Origin of the sequence: Acidocella aquatica, assembly GCF_030160635.1 — a bacterium.
GTDB classification, from domain to species: Bacteria; Pseudomonadota; Alphaproteobacteria; order Acetobacterales; family Acetobacteraceae; genus Acidocella; species Acidocella aquatica.
In genome coordinates, this window is record NZ_BSOS01000099.1 from 23,773 (window position 1) to 43,470 (window position 19,698).

The following is a 19,698-nucleotide window of genomic DNA, read 5'->3' on the forward strand; positions in this document are numbered from 1 at the left end:
GAACGTTCCGGGTTGCCGCTTGGGGCTGTGCGGATTATGCACGGCGCAATCAGGACGGAATCACGGCACATGGCGAGTATTGGGGACATTTCAGGCAACGAAGCGGCGCTGGCGCGGCAGGCGGAGATTCTCAGCCAGCCGTTGACCGGGGAGCGGGTGATGGCGAATGCGATCCGCGCACTGGCCATCGATGGTGTGGAGGCCGCCAAATGCGGGCACCCGGGCATGCCGATGGGCATGGCGGACGCATCCACCGTGTTGTGGAAGAAATTTTTGAAATACGACGCCGCCGATGCGAGCTGGTGGGACCGTGACCGCTTCGTTCTCTCGGCCGGGCATGGCTCCATGCTGTTGTATGCGCTGCTGCATCTCTCCGGCTATGAGGGCATGGGGATAGAGCAGCTCAAGACCTTCCGGCAGCTGCATTCGGTGGCGGCGGGGCATCCCGAATATCATGAGCATCCGGCGATTGAGATGACCACCGGGCCGCTGGGCCAGGGGCTGGCGACCGCCGTGGGCATGGCGATGGCGGAGCGGCTGCTGGCGGCCAAGTTTGGCAAGAGCCTGGTGGACCACCGCACCTATGTGATCGCGGGCGATGGCTGCCTGATGGAAGGTGTCAGCCATGAGGCGGGCGCGCTGGCCGGGCATCTGAAGCTCAACAAGCTGGTGGTGCTGTGGGATGACAACAGCATCTCCATCGACGGCGGCACGGAGCTGAGTGTCTCCGAGGACCCGCTGAAGCGCTTCGCCAATTACGGCTGGGCGACCAAGCGGGTTGACGGGCATGATTTCGCGGCGCTGCAGGCCGCACTCGCCTGGGCGCAGAAATCCACCAAGCCGGTGATGATCGCGTGCAAGACGATTATCGGGTTTGGCGCGCCGACCAAGGCGGGAACGGCGGGGAGCCATGGCGCGGCGCTGGGCGGGGCCGAGGCGCAGGCGGCGAAGCTGGCGCTGGGCTGGCCGCACCTGCCCTTCCATGTACCCGAGGAGGTTTACAAGGACTGGCATGAGGCCGGCAGCCGGGGTGCCGGCACGCGCCGCGCCTGGCTGAAGCGGCTGGCCAAGCATCCGCAGCGCGCCGAGTTTGAGCGCGTGATGGCCGGCAAGCTGCCCGAGGGCTGGGTGGAGACAATGTCAGCCTACAAGGCATCGCTCGCGGAGACCAAGCCGAAGCTGGCGACACGGCAGTCCAGCCAGAAGGCGCTTGAGGTGCTGGTGCCGGCGGTGCCGGAGCTGGTTGGCGGCTCGGCTGACCTCACCGGCTCCAACCTGACCCTGGTGAAGGGCATGGCGGGGGCCAGCGCGGATAATTTCGCCGCGCGCTACATTTATTACGGCGTGCGCGAGTTCGGCATGGCGGCGGCGATGAACGGCCTGGCGCTGCATGGCGGGTTGATCCCGTATGGCGGGACGTTCTTTGTGTTCTCCGATTATATGCGCCCGGCGATCCGGCTGGCGGCCTTGATGCACATCCGCGTCATTCATGTGCTGACGCATGACAGCATCGGCCTGGGCGAAGATGGGCCGACGCATCAGCCGATTGAGCATCTGGCCAGTTTCCGCGCCATGCCCAATGTGCTGGTGCTGCGCCCGGCGGATGCCGTGGAGACGGCGGAGGCCTGGGAGATCGCAATTCGCAACACCACCGGGCCGAGCCTGCTGGTGCTCTCGCGCCAGGCGATCCCGGCGCTGCGCCTGGTGGCCAATGGCTGCAAATCGGCCCGGGGCGCCTATGTCCTGGCCGAAGCCGAGGGCAAGCGGGCGGCGACGATCATCGCGACCGGCACGGAAGTGGCTCTGGCCATGGGCGCGCGGGCAAAACTGGCGGCGGAGGGGATCCAGGTCGCAGTGGTCTCCGCGCCCAGCTTTGAGCTGTTTGCGCGGCAGGATGCCGGATATCAGGCCGAGGTTCTGGGCAGCGCCCGGCGCATCGGCGTGGAGGCGGCCTGCGGCTTTGGCTGGGAGCGCTGGCTGGGGTCCGATGGCGTGTTCATCGGCATGACCGGCTTTGGCGCCTCCGCCCCGGCGGAAGTTTTGTATGAGCATTTTGGAATCACCGAGGCGGCGATTGTGGCTGCCGTTAAAAAAGAAGGAAACTGAGACGTGGCTGTAAAAGATGGCGCTGTGAAAATCGCGATTAATGGGTTTGGCCGGATTGGCCGTCTGGTGCTGCGCGCGATGATCGAGAGCGGGCGCACCGATGTGGTGCCCGTGCTGATCAACGATCTCGGCTCGGTCGAGGACAACGCGCATATGTTCCGCTATGACTCCGTGCATGGCCGCTTCCCCGGCACAGTTGAGGTGCAGGGCGACAGCCTGGTCATCACGCATAACGGCCGCACCTATGCGCCGATCAAGGTTTCGGCCGAGCGCGACCCGGCGAAAGTGCCGTTGCAGGGCGTGGATGTGGCAATGGAATGCACCGGGCTGTTCACCAAGCGCGAGGCCGCCGCGGCGCTGCTCACCGCCGGTGCGCGCAAGGTTGTGGTCTCCGCCCCGGCGGATGGCGTGGATGCGACCATCGTGTTCGGCGTGAACCACAAGACTCTGACCAAGGAGATGGAGGTGATCTCCAACGCCTCCTGCACCACCAACTGCCTCGCCCCGGTGGCCAAGGTGCTGCATGAGAATTTCGGCATCGAGCGCGGATATATGGTGACCATCCATTCCTACACCGGCGACCAGAAAACCGTCGACACGCTGCACAAGGACCTGCACCGCGCCCGCGCCGCCGCCCTCTCGATGATCCCGACCTCCACCGGCGCCGCCAAGGCTGTCGGCCTGGTGCTGCCGGAGCTGAAGGGCAAATTGGACGGCACCGCCATCCGCGTGCCGACGCCCAACGTGTCGCTGATTTCGCTGGATGTGAATTTGAAGACGCATGCCACCGTCGAGCAGATCAACGCCGCGATGAAGGCCGCGTCCGAGGGCGAGCTGAAGGGGATTCTGGGCTACTCCACCGCCAAGCTGGTGAGCCAGGACTTCAACCATATCCCGGCCTCCAGCACCTTCGATGCGCCGCAGACCACGGTGGTGGATGGCGCGCTGGCGCGTGTGCTCTCCTGGTATGACAATGAGTGGGGCTTCTCGAACCGCATGTCCGACACCGCAGCCTATTTCGGCGCGCTGTGAGCCGGAACCTGGATCATGTGAAGGTCGCGGGGCAGCGCGTGCTGCTCCGCGCCGACCTTAATGTGCCCATGCAGGGCGGGGTGATCTCCGACCTGACGCGCCTGGAGCGGCTGGCGCCGACGATCAGCGAACTCTCCTCCAAGGGGGCGAAGGTGATCGTGCTCAGCCATTTTGACCGGCCGAAGGGCAAGGTCGTTGAAGCCATGTCGCTGCGCCCGATCGCCGCGGCCCTGGCCAAGGTGCTGGGGCGGCCGGTGGCGTTTGCCGCCGACTGCATCGGCCCGGTGGCGCTGGCGGCGGTGGACGCGCTGCATGACGGCGATGTGCTGGTGCTGGAGAACACCCGCTTCCACGCCGGCGAGGAGGAGAACAACCCGCAGTTCGCGGCCGAACTCGCCAAGCTGGCTGACCTTTATGTCAACGACGCTTTCTCCGCCGCGCACCGCGCGCATGCCAGCACCGAGGGCATCACGCGCCACCTGCCCTCGTTCGCGGGGCGGCTGATGCAGGCGGAGCTGCACGCGCTGGAAACGGCGCTGGGGCATCCGGCGCGGCCGGTGGCGGCGATTGTCGCTGGCTCCAAGGTCTCCACCAAGCTCGAACTGCTGAACAATCTGGTCGGCAAGGTGGATATTCTGGTGATCGGCGGCGCCATGGCGAATACCTTCCTGGCCGCGCAGGGGCATGATGTCGGCAAGTCTCTGCAGGAGAAAGACCTGCACAAGACGGCGCTGGCGATTTTGGAAGAGGCGCACCGCAAGGGCTGCGAGATCGTGCTGCCGCACGATTTGGTGGTGGCGGAGACGTTTGCCGAGAACGCGCCAACCCAGGTGGTGGGCGTGGACGCGGTGCCGCCCCACATGATGGCGCTGGACGTTGGCCCGGCCACGGTCGCCGCGTTCATCAAGCGGCTGCCGCAGATCAAAACCATCATCTGGAACGGGCCGCTGGGCGCATTCGAGACCAAGCCGTTCGACGCCTCGACCAACGCGCTGGCCGATGCCATCGCCAAGGCGACGCAGGAGGGCAAGATCGTCTCGGTCGGCGGCGGCGGCGATACTGTATCGGCGCTGAAGCTGGCCGGGGTCGAAGACCGGCTGAGCTATCTCTCCAGCGCCGGCGGGGCGTTCCTGGAATGGATGGAGGGCAAGATTCTGCCCGGCGTGGAAGCGCTGAGCAAAGACCTCTCCAACCTCGGGTGAATGCTTGAATCCGGTTGACGCTATGAGGCCCAGGGGGAAATCCCCTGGGCTTTTTTTGGTACCGCGCGCCAAAAACCATACTCATGCCAAGAGGCATCCCTTATGACCCTTGGTGCGAGCCCAAAACTGAAGGCCGCCGGGCTGACGCTGTTCGCGGCCCTGCTGTGGGGCTGCGCGCCGGTCGGCACGCGCTATCTGGTGGGCAGCACGCATGCGGGCCTGCCGCCCCTGCCCTTCATCGCGCTGCGCTATCTGATCGCCTCGATCTTCTTCGTCCCCGTGCTGTGGGGGGAGCTGCGGCGCTGGCCGCGTTCAGAACTGGTTTTGGGCGCATTCTGCGGGCTGGTCGGCGTGATGGGGTATAATCTGCCGAACGTGATCGGCAGCCGCACGGTTTCAGCCGGGATGGCGGGATTGCTGAACGGCGCGGAGCCGCTGCTGATCGTGCTGCTGCTGGCGCTGCAGCGGCGCAAGCTGCCCTCGCGGTGGACGATGCTGGCCGGCGCGGTGGGGATATGCGGCATCGGGATGCTGGCCTTGAGCGCGGGGCCGGCGGTGGGAGATGCGCGGGGGATTGCCCTGTTGCTGCTGGGCGCCCTCTGCTGGGCGGCCTATTGCGTTATCGCCGCACCGCTGTTGCAACGCCGCGGCGTGCTGGCGATGACCGCGATCACCGTGATCGCGGGGACACTGCCGCTGCTGGCCGTGGGGCTGCCGGGCATGCCGGAGATGATGCTGCACATGAGCCTGAGGCAATGGGAAGTCCTGGCCGGGCTGAGCGTGGGAACCTCGGTGATCGCCATTGTGGCCTGGAACGCGGGAAGCGCCGGGCTGGGGGCGGAGCAGTCGGCATGGTTTTTATACCTGCTGCCGGTGGTGAGCGCGGCGGGGGGCACGATTGTGCTGGGCGAGCCGGTGACGTTAACGGAATTTTCAGGTGGCGGGCTCATTATGCTCTCGGTGTTTTTAAGCCAGAGAAAGTGATGCGCGATGCTTGCCGAACCCGAGCTTGCCGAACCGAAGCTTGCCGAACCCGGGCTTGCCGGCGATGAATGGACCGGCTGGCTGCTGAACCGCCGCCATGGCGGCGATGCAACGCAGGCGGCGCGGGTGCGAGCCGCTGTGGATGGCTATGTGGAGCGCGTGCTGGATGGCGCCGCCTTGGCAGCAGGCATGGTGATGGCGGATATCGGCAGCGGCGAAGGTGTTGTGGCGTGGCGGGCGATTGAGCGCTGCGGGCCGGGATTGCGGGTGATTCTGACTGATATTTCCGCGCCGCTGCTGCGTTATGCGCGTGGGCAGGCGCAGGTGCTGGGCGTGGCGGCGCAGTGCCGGTTTGTCGAATGCGGGGCGGAACGGCTGGAGGGGCTGGAAAGCGCCAGCCTGGACGCGGTGACCAGCCGCTCGGCGCTGGCCTATGTGGCTGATAAACCGGCGGCGCTGGCGGAAATGTTGCGGGTGCTCAAACCGGGGGGGCGGGTCTCGCTGGCGGAGCCGGTGTTTCGCGATGAGGCGCTGGCGGCCTGCGCCATGCGCGCGTTGCTGGAACGCGACGGGGTGACGGATAGGCTGCTGCCGCTGCTGCACAAATGGAAGGCGGCGCAATTCCCCGATACCGAAGCGGCGATGGCGGCCAGCCCGCTGGCCAGCTACGGCGAGCGCGACCTGTTGCGATTCGCCCAACAGGCGGGGTTTTCCCGGCTGCACCTTGAGCTGCACATGGATGTGCGGCCAAACGAGACGACCGATTGGGCGGTGTTCTGCGCCACGGCACCTCACCCCTGGGCGCCGGGGCTGGGCGAGATACTGGCAACGCGATTCACCCCGCAGGAGCGTGCCACGCTGGAGGCGGCGCTGCGGCCCGAGGTGGAGGCAGGGCGGTTGACCACCGCGAGCCGGATGGTGTTTCTGAGCGCAACGAAGCCAGACATCCAGGGATGAAACAACATGCCGCTAGCCGTGCGGGTGCAGAATGCGCCGGTGGGGATCACCATCCCCTACGGGCCGGAGCGCGATGAACGGCGCTGTAACCACGGCTTCACCGACACGCGGGGGCGCCCGGAACTGGCGGCCGCCATCGCCGAGGGGATCGGCTCAACGGAAATGCGCGCGCTGCTGACCGCGCTGGCCGCGCCAGACGCTGCGGTGTTCAGCGTAGCATGTGATCTGGGCGCATACCGGGAGGCGATGGCGCCCGCGGAACGGTGCGAGGTGGCGGGCGGATATCTGCAACTGATGATGGCGCGCTACGCGCAGGCGGATGCGGCGGCATACATAAGGCTGGCGGAGCATATCACCGCCGGGCTGCGCCGGGGCGTGGGCACGCAGGTATGGGATGTGACGTTTTTGCTGAAAACCGTGCAGTTCAATCTGGATGGGTTCGGCGGCAATGTGCCCTCGCTGGATATATGGTTCCGCGCCTTCGCGCCCAAGCCCAGGGCCGCGCTGGCGGCGCGCGAGCGGTTGCTGCGCAGCCTCGGGATGTTATTGCGGCCCGAGGCGGCGGGGAATGCCCCGTAGAGCGCGCTGCAGCGGGCGGTCTACGTAAAATGTGAGGATAATGCCAACGAGGTAGATGGCGGCGAGGATGGCCGGGGCGGCAGTGTGGGCTGGCAGCATCCAGCCCAGCAGGACGATCAGCGGCATGTGCGCGATGTAGAGCGGGTAGGACATCGCCCCCAGCCGCTGCGCCCATTGGCCGCAGCGGAAAAGCTGGCAGGCTTCCAGCACCACGAGGCCGTAGAGCAGCAGCGCGTAGCCAAGGGCGGCCAGGGGTATTTGCAGCTCGCTGGGATAGTCAGTGCCCCATTTGGAGAGGGCCAGGCTGTGCAGGCAGAGCGCGGCGCCAAGCGCCAGCGCCGCGGCGCCTGCCAGGAGCGATGGCCGCAGGGTGACGAACAGCCAGCCGGCGGCAAGGCCCGCGAAGAACAACACCTCCCAGGCGCTGATGAAATGATTCGAGCTTTGCAGCAGATAAACGTTGACGGTGGCAAGGGATTTAACCACCAGCCCGCCTTTCATCCAGTGCCAGCCGCGCAGCCAGGTGCACCAGCGGATGGCCGGGGGCAGGTAGAGCCAGAGGACTGAGAATACCCAGAAGCCCAGCACATAGCGGCCGATGATGGGGGTGAGGCAGAGGCCGAACATGAGGTAGAAGGCCAGTTCGTAACGCAGGGTCCAGGCGGCGGGGATGATCTCAGGGTAGGCGGCGGGGTCGAGGGAGACCAGATGCCAGAGCGCGCCGCGGGGGATTTCGTGCCAGCCCGCCAGCAACACCGGCAGCAATATGAGCCAATACAGCGGGTAGATGCGGCAGGCGCGGCGCCACCAGAAGTTTAACGGGCGGGCCCAGGTTTTAGGGTCGCCATGATGGGCGGCGACCATGACAAAGCCGCTGAGCACGAAGAAATATTGCACCGCGAGCGGGCCGAGCGCCAGCGCATGCAGCGCGGGAGCCAAGGCTGGCAGATGCGTGACCACGACGAGTGAGGCGGCGATGAAGCGGCCAAGCTCCAGCGCGCCGAGCCGGGGTGGGGGGGGCTGGTCCGTCACGGTGGTGTGCAAAACTCCTTTGGCGGCGGACGGGTTTCTAAACCCCGCTTCCACGGCGTATCTTGTTCCGCAAGCCTGGGCAAGGCGCTGAATTCAGGGGTTTTGGGTGGTGGCAGGCGGGCGCGGTGAACCGGCTGGATGGCGGTTAGGGCAGCTCGGCCGCGGCTTTAAGGTTTGCCAGCCAGATATGATCGTCCCGCTCCAACTGGGCCTGCGAGAAGAAAGCGCCGATCAGGAAGCCGCTGACCGACTCGCTGGTGGTGACCAGGGTGGTACCGTCGGCCTGGGGGTTGAGGGTCCAGGTCTGGATGGCGTGGAAGTTGAGGACATCGCCGGTCCAGGCCAGGGCCTGCGCCGGGATGAATTGGCGGACGGCGGCGTGGATGCTCATGCCATCGGCGTTGTAGGAGAACAGGCTGCCGTTTTGCAGAACGTAGGGGGCGCTGGTTTGCGGAATGCTGGGGTTCCAGCCCGGCCAGGCCTGGGGATTGGCCAGCAGCGCCCAGATTTTTGCCGCCGGGGCTTTGATGCTGATCTGCTGGGTGGTTTGGCGCGGGGCCTGCGGGTCGGTTTTTCCTTGCGCCGCGAGGCTGCTCTGGCGCTCGCTCGGGGAGCCGCAGGCGCTGAGGCTGAGCAACAGACAAAACAGGGGAAAACCGCGACGCATTAAACCTCCGGCAGGGTTGCTCGGAGCCGGCCGCCCAGGCGCACCGGCTCGATACGGGTTGCAAGGCCGTCTTCACCGGTTTCGATGAAGGCACCGCATACGGTGGCTTGACCTTCAGCCGGGGTCAAGCGCTCTCCCGGCATTTTGCGGATAAAACGGGCGACGGCGGCATCTTTGCTCATGCCGATGACCGAATCATAGTCGCCGCACATGCCTAAATCAGTGCAATACGCGGTGCCGCGCGGAAAAATCTGGTGGTCGGCGGTGGGGATATGGGTGTGGGTGCCGACCACGGCCGAGACCCGGCCATCGAACGCATGGCCAAAGGCCATTTTCTCGGAGGAGGCTTCGGCGTGAATGTCCAGGATGATGGCGTGCAGGCTGTTGCCGAGGCGGTGGCGGGTGAGCAGCTCGTCCATGGTCATGAACGGGCAGTTGAGAGGGTCCATGAACAAACGCCCCATGGCCTGGGCAACCAGCACCTTGCGGCCATCGGCCAGGGTGACGAGGGCGGAGCCCTGGCCGGGCGTGCCGGGCGGGTAGTTGAGCGGGCGGATCAGGCGTTTTTCCTGGGCGATGTAGGGGATGATCTCGCGGCGGTCCCAAGCGTGGTTGCCCAGTGTGATGACATCGGCCCCGGCCTTGAAAAGGGCGTCGGCCATGTCCGGCCCGAGGCCAAAGCCATGGCTGGCGTTCTCGGCGTTCACCGCCACGAAGTCGAGTTTCAGTTTTTCGCGCAGTTCGGGAATGGCTTTGATGGCGGCGTCACGCCCGGCGCGGCCGAGGAGGTCGCCAAGGAAAAGGAGTTTCATAGGGGGGCTATAACGCCTTCATGGATGCGATAACAGGCGGCTTGCAGGCCGGCGAAGGGTTCAATGTCAGTCCCCGTGATCCAGGCGGCCAGGTTGAGCGTGGTGAGCGCCGCGAACAAGGCGGCGCGGTGGGCGGCATCGAGGTGGACCAGGGGTTCATCGAGCAGCAGCAGCGGCGCGGCGCCGCGCGTGGCGGCGATGAGCGCGGCATGGCCAAGCACGATACCGATGAGCATGGATTTTTGCTGGCCGGTGGAGGAGAGCGCGGCGGGGCGGGCCGTCGCGGCGTCAGTGATGAGCAGATCGGCTTTTTGCGGGCCGAGGGAGGCGCCGCGCTGGGCGGTATCCTGCGCGCGGGCGGATTTATAGGCCGCGCGCAGGGCGTCCTCGACCTCAACCGCCGGGGCGGCGCGCAGTTTTTCGGCGATGGCGCAGTTGAGGCCGAGCCTGACCAGCGGAAACGGGGCAGCGGCGCCGCTGGCCAGGGTGGCGTTGAGTTGGGCGATGAGTGCTGCGCGGGTGGCGGTGGCGGCGACGGCGTGGCGGGCGCAGGAGTCTTCCAGCCCGTCGAGCCAGAGCGGATCAGGGTTTTCAGCCAGCAGGCGGTTGCGCTGGGCGGCGGCGGATTCGAAGGCGGCGATTTCGCGGGCGTGGTGGGGTTCCAGCGCGATGACCAGGCGGTCGAGGAATTTGCGGCGCCCCGAGGCGGTGTCGGTGAACAGCCGGTCCATCTGCGGGGTGAGCCAGACGGCGGCGAGGCGCTCGGCGATTTCTGATTGCGAGCGGGGTTTGGCGCCGTCCAGCATGAAGACGCGGCGCTCGGGCGCCCCCTCCACCGCGCCGGTGCCGATTTCGAACAGGCCGCCAGGGCCGGAGAGTTGCGCGGCGACGGCCCAGGTTGCGGAGGCGTCTGGCCCGCGCCGCGCGAGTTCGGAGAATTTGGCGCCACGCAGCCCGCGGCCGGGAACCAGCAGCGAGGCAGCCTCCAGCAGGTTGGTTTTGCCGGCGCCGTTCGGCCCCGCGAAAACGCAAATCCGCGCCGCGGGGGTGAAGCGCAGCGCGGGGTAGGAGCGGAAATCAGTAAGCGTGAGACGGGTTAGATGCGTCGTGTCAGACCCGCATCGGCATGAGGACGTAGACCGCCGAGGCGTCGTCCTGGTCGCGCACCAAAGTGGGGGCCGCGCCGTCAGCGAAGATGAATTCGACCTTGCCTTTGATCTGCTCGGTCACATCGGAGAGGTAGCGGGCCTGGAAGCCGATCTCCAGCGGGCCGGACTGGTAATCCACCAGCTCGGGGCCCAGCTCCTCCGAGGCGCTGCCCTGCTCGGCGCTGGCGGCGGAGATGACCAGCAGGTCTTTCGCGAGCGAGAGCTTCACCGGGCGGTGTTTCTCGGAGCTGATGGCGGAGACGCGGCCAACGGCGTCGTTGAAATCTTTTTTATCGATGCGCAGCACCTTGTCGTTCCCGCGCGGGATCACACGGTCATAATCAGGGAAGGTGCCGTCAATGAGTTTGCTGGTGAGGCGCATGTTGCCGATGGTGAACTGGATGCGCGTCTCGGAGAGGGCAACCTCGACTTCGCCGGAGGCTTCGTCGAGCAGCTTGCGCAGTTCGGTGACGGTTTTGCGCGGAATGATGACGCCAGGCATGCCCGCCGCACCTTGCGGCAGCGGCTCCTCGACACGGGCGAGGCGGTGACCGTCAGTCGCCACGGTGCGCAGCACGGGGCCGGTGTCACCCTCGGCGGCGTGCAGAAAGATGCCGTTGAGGTAATAGCGGGTTTCCTCGGTGGAGATGGCGAATTTGGTGCGGTCTATCAGCCCGCGCAGCTCCTGTGCGGAGAGCACGAAATGGTGGCTGAGCTTGCCGGCATCGAGCTTGGGGAATTCATCAACGCTGAGCGCCACGAGCGAGGTGGCGTAGCGCCCTGCGCGCAGGGCGAGCTGGGCATCGCCGCCCGGGTGGTCCAGCTCGATCTCGGCATTGTCCGGCTGGCGGCGCACGATTTCATACAGTGTGGCCGCGGGCACGGTGATGGCGCCGTTGCGGGTGGTCTGGGCGGTGACCTCCTCAACCAGGGAGATCTCCAGGTCGGTCGCGGCGATGCTCAGCTTGCCGTCCCGCACAGCCAGCAGCACGTTGGCGAGAATGGGAATCGTGTTCCGCTTTTCGACCACGTTCTGCACATGGGCCAGCGACTTGATGAGCGTTGCGCGGTCGGCCTTGAACTTCATGATACCCTTCCAGACGGAGAACCGGATTCTTATGCCCCGTTATCGAGACCGATTCGTGTTTTACCGTAGCAAGGGTTGTGGGGATAGGGAAGGCACCGGATTTTGGCGGCGCGGCGCGCTTTTGGCGTGGGCGCCCGGCTCTAGTTCTCGAGCATCCGGCGGAGCAATTCCACATCCTCGCCAAAGGCCGCGTCCTGGCCGATCAGCTCGGTGACGCGCGAGACGGCGTGCATCACCGTGGTATGGTCACGGTCGCCAAAATGGCGGCCAATGTCAGGCAGGGATTTGCTGGTGAGCTGCTTGGCCAGATACATCGCCACCTGGCGCGGGCGGGCGATGTTGCGCGCACGCCGCGCGGAGGACATCTCGGCGATGCGGATATTGTAATGATCCGCGACCTTTTTCTGGATTTCCTGAATCGAAACCTTGCGGTCATGCGCCTTCAACACGTCATGCAGCACTTCATGCGCGGCTTCCAGCGTGATCTGGCGGTTGAACAAATTGGCGTGGGCGACCAGCCGGTTGAGCGCGCCTTCCAGCTCACGCACGTTGGAGGTGATTTTGCGCGCGAGGAACTCCAGCACCTTGCCGGGGACATCGACGCCAGCGCGCTCGGCCTTGGTCTCCAGGATGGAGATGCGAAGCTCGAAGGTGGTGGCATGAAGATCAGCCACCATGCCGCAGCCGAGGCGGGTGCGCAGGCGGTCATCGAGACCGGAGAGATCGGAGGGGGATTTATCGGCGGAGACGACGATTTGCTTGCCGGCATCCACCAGGGCGTTGAAGGTGTGGAAGAACTCTTCCTGCGTGTTGTCCTTGCCGATGAGGAATTGCAGGTCATCGATCATCAAAACATCGACGCCGCGCAGCTCATTCTTGAATTCGAGCGTGGATTGCGAGCGCAGCGCGTTGATGAAGCGGTACATGAATTTTTCCGCCGACATATAGGCGACGGAGACCTGACCGCCGCCCTTATGCTGGGTGGAAAGCTCCCAGGCGATGGCGTGCATCAGATGCGTTTTACCCAGCCCGACCCCGCCATAGAGGAACAACGGATTGAACCCGGCGGTGGCGGGGGATTCCGCGACGCGGCGCGCGCAGGCATAGGCGAACTCATTGGGCTTGCCGACGACAAACGTATCGAAGGTGAAGCGCTGGTCGAGCGGGGCGGCAACATCGGCGCGCGGCACCACGGGGGCAACCGCCGCCGGAGCGGCTTCCACCGGCACGGGCTCAGCCAGATTCGGGGCGGTGCCACGGCCGGGCTGGGAGCGGATGTCCACGCTGCGGATGGCCGGATTTTCAGCCTGCCAGAGGCTGGCGACCAGTTCACCATATTCCTTTTTCACCCAGTCGCGCAGAAAGCGCGTGGGCAGCACCAGGGTGACCTCATCGCCATCAACCCCGGCCAGCGCCACCTGCTTGAGCCAGGTGCGGTACTCCACCTCGCCAACCTCAGCCTGCAGGCGGGCACGCACGCGGCCCCACTGCTCGGTGAGGCCGGTTTCGCCCTGACGCGGCGACGAAGATTTCAGCACGACGTCGCCATCACGCATGGAACCGACCTCCAGGCTCATTCCCAATTCCCGCTCCACCCTGTTAACGCCGCCTCACGGTCAGCCCCAGGTTGCAAAAAAACCTGACTCCGACCTCACATTCCCAGAATTGAGACAGTCGCTAGTGCGTTTGTAAGCGCTGGAACTTAGGTCAAAAGAGGGCGGGTACGCAAGCGTTCGATTCGTCCGCCGCACCGCCCAAACCTCTGAAACGGCAAAGTTTAGCTGCAAAAACAAGGAGATTTAAATTTCCAAGATTCTTAAAATGACATTTACGTTTTGATATCAAAACAAAAACGCCAAGCACAAAAATAATGCCGGCGTCAAGCTCATTTTACAATGAGATTACACCGGCACCGGAATATCTTAAAAATAGGACGGTGATTTCCACCATCCTACCGTTTAATCAGGCTGCGGAAACCGCCTTGACCTGCGCCGAGAGGCGGGAGATTTTGCGCGAGACGGTGTTGGCCTTCAACACGCCTTTGCCAACAGCGCGCTGCAGCTCGGGCTGGGCTGCGCGGAAGGCGGCCAGAGCCACCTCCTTGTTGCCGGAGGCGACGGCTTCTTCAACCTTGCGGATGGCGCCATGCACGCGCGACTTGCGCGCCTTGTTGCGCGCGGTGCGGGTAGCGGTTTGGCGAATGCGTTTTTGGGCGGATGCGATATTGGCCATGATGTCCGAAGGAAAAAGGTGTGTTTAACGAAGGGCGCGGTCTAGACCGGGGCGGGCCCTGCGTCAAGTAAGCAAGCGCGGGGCGCCTATTCGCGTATCACCCAATGCTTGCGCATGGGCTCGCTAACCTCCCAGGTGCCGGTGAAGCCAGGCTCGATGACGAAGGACTCGCCGGGACCAGCGGCGATGCGGGTGCCGTCGTCGCCGGTGATGACGCAACGGCCGGAGATGACCAGAACATATTCCCATTCGCCATAGGCGATGCGCCATTTGCCAACGGTGGCCTCCCACTCCCCGGCGCTGAGTTTTGCGGCGGGGTTATCATAATGCACCCAGGTGCGGGTTTGCGGCAGGCCGGAGAGGAGCTTCTCGGCCGCTATGGGCTCCCACACCGCCTCCCCCGCTTGGGGCAGCTTGATAAGATGGCTCATTGCGGGGCCGCCTGGCCGAGCGCCGCCGGGCCCGCGCCGGGCAGGTAGTTGGGCACCGCGGGGTTGGTGTTGACCGGGTTGGCGGGCGCCGGAGTCTGCGGGGCCGGGGCAGTGCCGGGGGCCGTTGGGGTGAGCGGTGTGAGCGGCGTCGCCTGGATAGCGCCGGGCGCGCCCGCCCCCCCCGCCGCCAGCGGCGCGGTGCCCGGGGTGCCAGACCAGGAGATCCAGCTGCTGAGGTTATGCTGAAGCTGATATTGCAGCTGCACGTTCATATCATCCATGAGCTTTTTCGTGAGGCCATAGAGCGCCGCCTGCGTATCGTTCTGCGAGGCATCGGAATCCGGCGCGGTCTGGCTGGCGGAGACCGTGGCCTCGGCATAGCCGGTGGAGCGGCCGTCCGGGCTGGCAACGCTGACATCCACCGTCATCGTGCCGGTGAGGTTGCCGTTCACTTGGTCGATGGAGGCGGTCTGGATGGCAATTGTGGCCGTGCCCGGCGCGCCGGAGGCGACGATGCGCCGGTTGAGCATGTTTTGCAGCGTGGTGATGGGTGAGGCGGGGTCCTCGCCGATCAGCGTCGCCTGGCTGGGCGTGGGCACATAATTATTCACCACGCTTAAATTGGCGACCTTGAGGACCAGCGGCGGCAGGTATGAATAATCCAGCGGCGCGAAGGTCTGCAGCGGCGGCGGCGAGCTGCAAGCCGCCAGGGCAAGAACCGCGAGGGGGGAGAACTGCCAGTGTTTCATGCGGGGGCTCCTGGTTTTCCGGTGACGCTCTCGCGCGGAAAATGAAAATCGTAATTGCAGAATTCGCAGGTCATGACGATGTCGCCGTCAACCGCCATATGGTCGAGGTCATCGGCGGGGAAGCCTTCTAGGATGCCGCCCAGTTTGGCGCGCGAGCAGCGGCAGCCAAAGCGCAGCGGCCGGGGGCGCTCGGCTGCCACGCCCTCGCCGTGAAACAGCCGGTAGAGCAGGCGCTCGGGGGGGAGCGCGTCGTCCAGCAGCTCCTCGGGCGTAATGGTGTCGGCCAGGATGACGGCGGTGCGCCAGGCTTCCGCCTGCGCCTCGGCGGAGTCGCCGGGAGCGATGGTGCCGCCCACGGCGACGCGCTCCACCACCAGCGCGGAGGCGCGCCAGCCGGAAGCTGTGTCCCCGGCGGCAAGGTAGACGTTGCAGGGGAATTGCTCGGACATCTCGAAATAATGCCCCGCCATGCGCGCCAGCGAGTCGCCCTCCAGCGAGACGATGCCTTGTTGCGGGTCGCGGTCCAGCCCCTGGTCCACGGTGAAGGCGAGGTAGCCCGAACCCAGCAATTGCCCGGCCGTGGCCTCGGGCGGCAGCACCGCGGCTTTGTCCAGCCGGGCGTAGCCGCGCAGGGCGCCCGCCTCGGTGCAATCGGCGATCAGCAGGGAGACGGGGCCATCGCCGCGCGCCTGCACGCTGAACGAGCCGGTGAATTTGAGCGCGCTGGCCAGCGCGGCGGCCAGGGCCAGCGCCTCGCCCATGAGCTTGCGCACCGGGCCGGGGTGATCGTGGCGGGTGAGCAGCGTGTTGGCCAGTGGCCCGAGGCGCACCAGCCGCCCGCGCACCGGCTGACCGGGAAGATAAAAGGGTGTAACACCACGCGGCACGGCCAGGTCCGGTACGTCCGGGCGGGTGGAATCTAGAAAAGCCGGAAGATCTGTCATCAGATGGAGGATAACTACGTTTTATCGGCGTTGCCATACACCTTCGTCCGGGTTAGCGGTTTCTTATGAGCAAGACTGAGCCGGCCGGCGATCTGGGTGCCTATGTGAAACGCTTCTCGCGCGCCAGCGTGCTGGTTGTGGGTGATGCCATGCTGGACCGTTACGTTTATGGCGAGGTCACGCGCGTCAGCCCCGAGGCGCCGGTGCCGATTCTCACCGTCACGCGCGAGGTGGCGATGCCGGGCGGGGCTGGCAATGTGGTGCGCAACCTCATCGCGCTCGATGCCTCGGCGGCGTTTGTCTCGGTGGTGGGCGACGACACGGCAGGGTCTGACCTGACCGGGCTGATCGGCGGGCAGGAGCGTGTGGAGCCATGGCTGCTGGTGCAGGGCGGGCGCACGACGACATTAAAGACCCGCTATATCGCGCAGGGGCAGCATCTCATCCGCGCCGACCGCGAGGAGACCATGGCACTGCCAGCGCGGCTGGCCGAGCGGCTGGTGCGCATCGCGCTCGACGCCATGGCGGCAACCACCGTCACCATCCTCTCCGACTATCGCAAAGGCGTGTTGAGCCCGGAGGTGGCGGGGCAGTTGATCGCGGGGGCCAAAAAACTCGGCCGCAAGGTCATCGTCGACCCGAAAGGCCGCGACTACGCATTGTATCGGGGCGCTGACGTAATCACCCCCAACCGGCGCGAACTGGCGGAAGCAACCGGCATGCCGGTTGATAGCGATGCCGCGATTGTCGCCGCCGCGCGGATGCTGCTGGACGCGCATGATTTCGGCGCCGTGCTCGTCACCCGCTCCGAGGACGGCATGAGCCTGATCATGCCAGGTGAGGTACACCACTTCCCCGGCGAGGCGAAGGAAGTGTTCGACGTATCAGGCGCGGGCGACACCGTGGTGGCGACGCTCGCCGCCGCCCTGGCGGCCAGCGTGCCACTGCCCGAGGCGGCGCGGCTGGCCAATATCGCGGGGGGCATCGTCGTCGGCAAGGTTGGAACCGCGGTGACGCATCCGGCGGATATTCTGGCCGCCATCACGCCCGCCACCGGCGCGCTGACCAAGGTGGTGACCGCCGCCGCCGCCGCCGAGGCGGCCGAGCGCTGGCGCACACGCGGCTACAAGGTGGGCTTCACCAACGGCTGTTTTGACCTGCTGCACCCGGGCCATGTGCATCTGCTGGAACAGTGCCGCGCGATGTGCGACCGCCTGATTGTCGGCATCAACTCCGATGCCTCGGTGAAGCGGCTGAAAGGCCCCACCCGCCCGGCGCAGGGCGAGGCGGCGCGCGCGGCCGTGCTGGCATCGCTGGCGAGCGTCGATCTGGTCTGTCTCTTCGAGGAGGATACGCCGATCGAGGTGATCAAGCTGATTAAGCCCGACCTGCTGATTAAAGGCTCTGACTACACGCGCGAGACGGTGGTGGGCGCTGAGCTGGTGGAGAGCTGGGGCGGCGCGGTGGCGCTGGCCGAGCTGCTGCCGGGGCACTCCACCACAGCAACGCTGGCGCGGCTGCGTGGATAGGGATTTGCCGCTCGGGCCACAGGTGGACCCCTGGCCGCGCCCCCTGCCCGCCCGCACGCCAATATCCGGGGCCTATGTGGCGCTGGAGCCGCTGCACCGCCGCCATGCGGGCGAGCTGTTCGAGGCGATGCGCGGCGCGGAGGCGAGCTTCACCTATATGAGCTACGGCCCGTTCGCCTCGCAGGACGAACTTGGCAAATGGATCGCCGCCAGCGCGGCCCAGCATGACCCGATGTTCTGGGCGGTGCGCCCGGTGGCGACGGGCATGGCCTCGGGCTGGCTCGCGCTGATGGACATCGAACCAGCGCATGCCGCCATCGAGCTGGGCAACATCTGGTTCTCGCCGCGCCTCGCCCGCACCCGCGCGGCCACCGAGGCGATGTTTCTGCTGCTGCGGCGCGCCGCCGACGAGCTGGGCTACCGGCGGCTGGTGTGGAAATGCAATGCGCATAACGCGGCCTCGATAAGCGCCGCGCACCGGCTGGGGTTTATGCCCGAGGGCCTGCTGCGTGCGCATAAAGTGGTGAAGGGGCGCCAGCGCGACACCGCGATGTTCAGCATCACCGCGCCCGAATGGCCGAGCCGGCGCGACGCGATGCTGGCCTGGCTGGCGGCGGAGAATTTCGCGCCCGACGGCACCGCGAAGCAGGGCCTGGCCGCGCTGCGCGGCTAGAGCGTGATTGCCTTGCGTCAATCACGCTCCACCTTTACTTTGCGATCAATTTCATTGGTTTAGTTTGAATCTGGCGATTCAAGCTAAACCAATATCGATCTAAAACCGGCTGTTTTGTGGCCCGGCGGCAACACTGCCGCGTTTTTTCCCGGCCTTTCATCAAAATGACCTGAATCATTGCCGAAATCCACCCGAATTGTAGCATATTTCAATTGTCTTAACTTTATCCGTATGGAGGCCGTCATGAAATTACGCTTCATTCTTACTGCGGCGACTTGTCTCGCCCTGCCTGCTGCGGCTTTGCCTGGCGCGGCCCATGCGCAACCCGTCACCGGGCCTTATGTGAGCCTGGAGGGCGGCGTTGATTTCCTCATGCCGGTCACCTTCCATGAATCCCTGCACAACACTGGCGGCAAAATGCAATACCGCCCCGGATATGCCGGCGTGGCGTCGCTTGGGTATGGGCTGGGCGATGGCTGGCGCGCGCAAATCAGCATGGATGACCTGCACACCACCCTGCATGAGATCGATGATTCTGCCTATGGGCATATCCGGGCAAGCGGCGTGCACACCACATGGGGGCCAATGCTCGATGTGCTGTATGACATGAACGTCGGCCTGCCGATTTTCCCCTATGTTGGGGCAGGCGCCGGATATCAATGGGTCCAGAATGAGAACAACGGGCCGTTTTTTGCCTCCGGGACCAAGGGGGGCTTCGCTTATAACCTGATCGCCGGGCTCTCCTACCCGATAGCGCCTGTTCCTGGGCTGTCGCTGACCGCTGAATACCGCTTCACGCAGATGATCGCTGACACCAAGGAGGGCGAGAGCATCACCGGCGGCTTCCCGGCTGGCTCGCCGATCCCCGGTACGGTGAAATATGGCCACCAGTCGACCAACTCCATCCTGGTTGGCCTGCGTTACCAGCTGTTTACCCCTCCGGCCCCGGCCCCGGCGGTTGCGCCGGCCGCGGCGCCGGTGGCCGCGGCCCCGGCCCCGGCGCCAGCCCGCACCTATCTGGTGTTCTTTGACTGGGATAAAGCGACTCTGACGCCACGCGCCACGCAGATCATCGCCCAGGCGGCATCCGACAGCAAAACCCAGGCCACCACGACGATTGACGTGAACGGCTACACCGATACCTCCGGCACCCCGGTCTACAACCAGGGCCTCTCGGTACGCCGCGCGAAGGCGGTGGCGGCCCAGCTGGTGACTGACGGCGTTCCCGCCTCCGAGATCACCGCCAAAGGCTTTGGCGACACCAACCTGCTCGTGCCAACCGGCCCGGGCGTGCGCGAGCCGCAAAACCGCCGTGTGGAAATCATCCTCAACTAACCACGGTTTATTTCTGAATAACGGCCCCGGCAGGCAACTGCCGGGGCTTTTTTTATGGTCTCGCCGTAGAATCACGGAAACGTGAACAAGCGATGCGGACATATGCGTGGCTAAAACGCAACAGTTATTAACTGTTAAAATTGAGTTGACGTTTAATCTGTTAATGAATCGCTGTTTTCGCTAACAATGTCTCATTGTT

General features: G+C 65.4%; 19 protein-coding genes. 9 read left to right on the top strand and 10 right to left on the bottom strand.

What is annotated here, in order from left to right:
• Positions 1-69: 69 nt before the first annotated feature.
• The 6 genes from tkt (at position 70) to QQJ84_RS18295 (ending at position 6,860) form a co-directional block, all read left to right on the top strand.
• A complete protein-coding gene (gene tkt / locus QQJ84_RS18270) occupies positions 70-2,106 on the top strand; it encodes a transketolase (RefSeq protein ID WP_284259766.1) in 2,037 nt (678 codons plus the stop codon).
• A 3-nt stretch (positions 2,107-2,109) separates the two neighbouring features.
• A complete protein-coding gene (gene gap, locus QQJ84_RS18275; RefSeq protein WP_284259767.1) occupies positions 2,110-3,138 on the top strand; it encodes a type I glyceraldehyde-3-phosphate dehydrogenase in 1,029 nt (342 codons plus the stop codon).
• The gene (locus QQJ84_RS18280; RefSeq protein ID WP_284259768.1) at positions 3,135-4,340 is read left to right on the top strand and encodes a phosphoglycerate kinase; all 1,206 of its coding nucleotides are present in this window, start codon (positions 3,135-3,137) and stop codon (positions 4,338-4,340) included. Before gap ends, QQJ84_RS18280 begins: the two co-directional genes overlap by 4 nt.
• A gap of 102 nt (positions 4,341-4,442) precedes the next feature.
• A complete protein-coding gene (locus tag QQJ84_RS18285; protein ID WP_284259769.1) occupies positions 4,443-5,324 on the top strand; it encodes a DMT family transporter in 882 nt (293 codons plus the stop codon).
• A gap of 6 nt (positions 5,325-5,330) precedes the next feature.
• Positions 5,331-6,281 carry a class I SAM-dependent methyltransferase gene (locus QQJ84_RS18290; RefSeq protein WP_284259770.1) on the top strand — a complete coding sequence of 317 codons (951 nt, stop codon included), beginning with the start codon at positions 5,331-5,333 and terminating at the stop codon, positions 6,279-6,281.
• Between the two features lie 6 nt (positions 6,282-6,287).
• Positions 6,288-6,860 carry a hypothetical protein gene (locus QQJ84_RS18295; protein WP_284259771.1) on the top strand — a complete coding sequence of 191 codons (573 nt, stop codon included), beginning with the start codon at positions 6,288-6,290 and terminating at the stop codon, positions 6,858-6,860.
• On the opposite strand, the gene QQJ84_RS18300 is transcribed toward QQJ84_RS18295, so the two are convergent.
• From QQJ84_RS18300 to hslO, 10 genes are all read right to left on the bottom strand, one after another.
• Positions 6,825-7,892: an acyltransferase family protein gene (locus QQJ84_RS18300; RefSeq protein WP_284259772.1), complete on the bottom strand. Its 1,068-nt coding sequence runs from the start codon at positions 7,890-7,892 to the stop codon at positions 6,825-6,827. The genes QQJ84_RS18295 and QQJ84_RS18300 overlap by 36 nt on opposite strands.
• A 145-nt stretch (positions 7,893-8,037) precedes the next feature.
• A complete protein-coding gene (locus QQJ84_RS18305) occupies positions 8,038-8,559 on the bottom strand; it encodes an SRPBCC domain-containing protein (RefSeq protein ID WP_284259773.1) in 522 nt (173 codons plus the stop codon).
• Positions 8,559-9,371: a TIGR00282 family metallophosphoesterase gene (locus QQJ84_RS18310; protein WP_284259774.1), complete on the bottom strand. Its 813-nt coding sequence runs from the start codon at positions 9,369-9,371 to the stop codon at positions 8,559-8,561. The genes QQJ84_RS18305 and QQJ84_RS18310 overlap by 1 nt, the downstream gene beginning before the upstream one ends.
• Complete coding sequence (gene recF, locus QQJ84_RS18315) at positions 9,368-10,561, bottom strand: DNA replication/repair protein RecF (RefSeq protein WP_348522697.1); 1,194 nt, start codon at positions 10,559-10,561, stop codon at positions 9,368-9,370. Before recF ends, QQJ84_RS18310 begins: the two co-directional genes overlap by 4 nt.
• Complete coding sequence (gene dnaN, locus QQJ84_RS18320) at positions 10,482-11,606, bottom strand: DNA polymerase III subunit beta (RefSeq protein WP_284259775.1); 1,125 nt, start codon at positions 11,604-11,606, stop codon at positions 10,482-10,484. Before dnaN ends, recF begins: the two co-directional genes overlap by 80 nt.
• Before the next feature lie 140 nt (positions 11,607-11,746).
• Positions 11,747-13,162, bottom strand: coding sequence for a chromosomal replication initiator protein DnaA (gene dnaA, locus QQJ84_RS18325; protein ID WP_284259859.1), 1,416 nt, complete (start codon positions 13,160-13,162; stop codon positions 11,747-11,749).
• 406 nt (positions 13,163-13,568) lie between these two features.
• Entirely contained in the window at positions 13,569-13,838 is a 270-nt protein-coding gene (rpsT, locus tag QQJ84_RS18330) for a 30S ribosomal protein S20 (protein ID WP_284259776.1), read from the bottom strand.
• An 86-nt stretch (positions 13,839-13,924) separates the two neighbouring features.
• On the bottom strand, positions 13,925-14,269 hold the full coding sequence (locus tag QQJ84_RS18335; RefSeq protein ID WP_284259777.1) for a cupin domain-containing protein: 345 nt from the start codon (positions 14,267-14,269) through the stop codon (positions 13,925-13,927).
• Positions 14,266-15,018: a YajG family lipoprotein gene (locus QQJ84_RS18340; protein ID WP_284259778.1), complete on the bottom strand. Its 753-nt coding sequence runs from the start codon at positions 15,016-15,018 to the stop codon at positions 14,266-14,268. Before QQJ84_RS18340 ends, QQJ84_RS18335 begins: the two co-directional genes overlap by 4 nt.
• Positions 15,015-15,962, bottom strand: coding sequence for an Hsp33 family molecular chaperone HslO (gene hslO, locus QQJ84_RS18345; protein WP_284259779.1), 948 nt, complete (start codon positions 15,960-15,962; stop codon positions 15,015-15,017). Before hslO ends, QQJ84_RS18340 begins: the two co-directional genes overlap by 4 nt.
• A gap of 65 nt (positions 15,963-16,027) precedes the next feature.
• Between hslO and rfaE1 the strand changes: the two genes are divergently transcribed.
• The 3 genes from rfaE1 to QQJ84_RS18360 all read left to right on the top strand — a co-directional run bounded on the left by rfaE1 (position 16,028) and on the right by QQJ84_RS18360 (position 19,499).
• The gene (rfaE1, locus tag QQJ84_RS18350) at positions 16,028-17,491 is read left to right on the top strand and encodes a D-glycero-beta-D-manno-heptose-7-phosphate kinase (RefSeq protein WP_284259780.1); all 1,464 of its coding nucleotides are present in this window, start codon (positions 16,028-16,030) and stop codon (positions 17,489-17,491) included.
• 4 nt (positions 17,492-17,495) lie between these two features.
• The gene (locus tag QQJ84_RS18355; protein ID WP_284259781.1) at positions 17,496-18,164 is read left to right on the top strand and encodes a GNAT family N-acetyltransferase; all 669 of its coding nucleotides are present in this window, start codon (positions 17,496-17,498) and stop codon (positions 18,162-18,164) included.
• Positions 18,165-18,407: 243 nt separating this feature from the next.
• Positions 18,408-19,499, top strand: coding sequence for an OmpA family protein (locus QQJ84_RS18360; protein ID WP_284259782.1), 1,092 nt, complete (start codon positions 18,408-18,410; stop codon positions 19,497-19,499).
• Positions 19,500-19,698 lie beyond the last annotated feature (199 nt).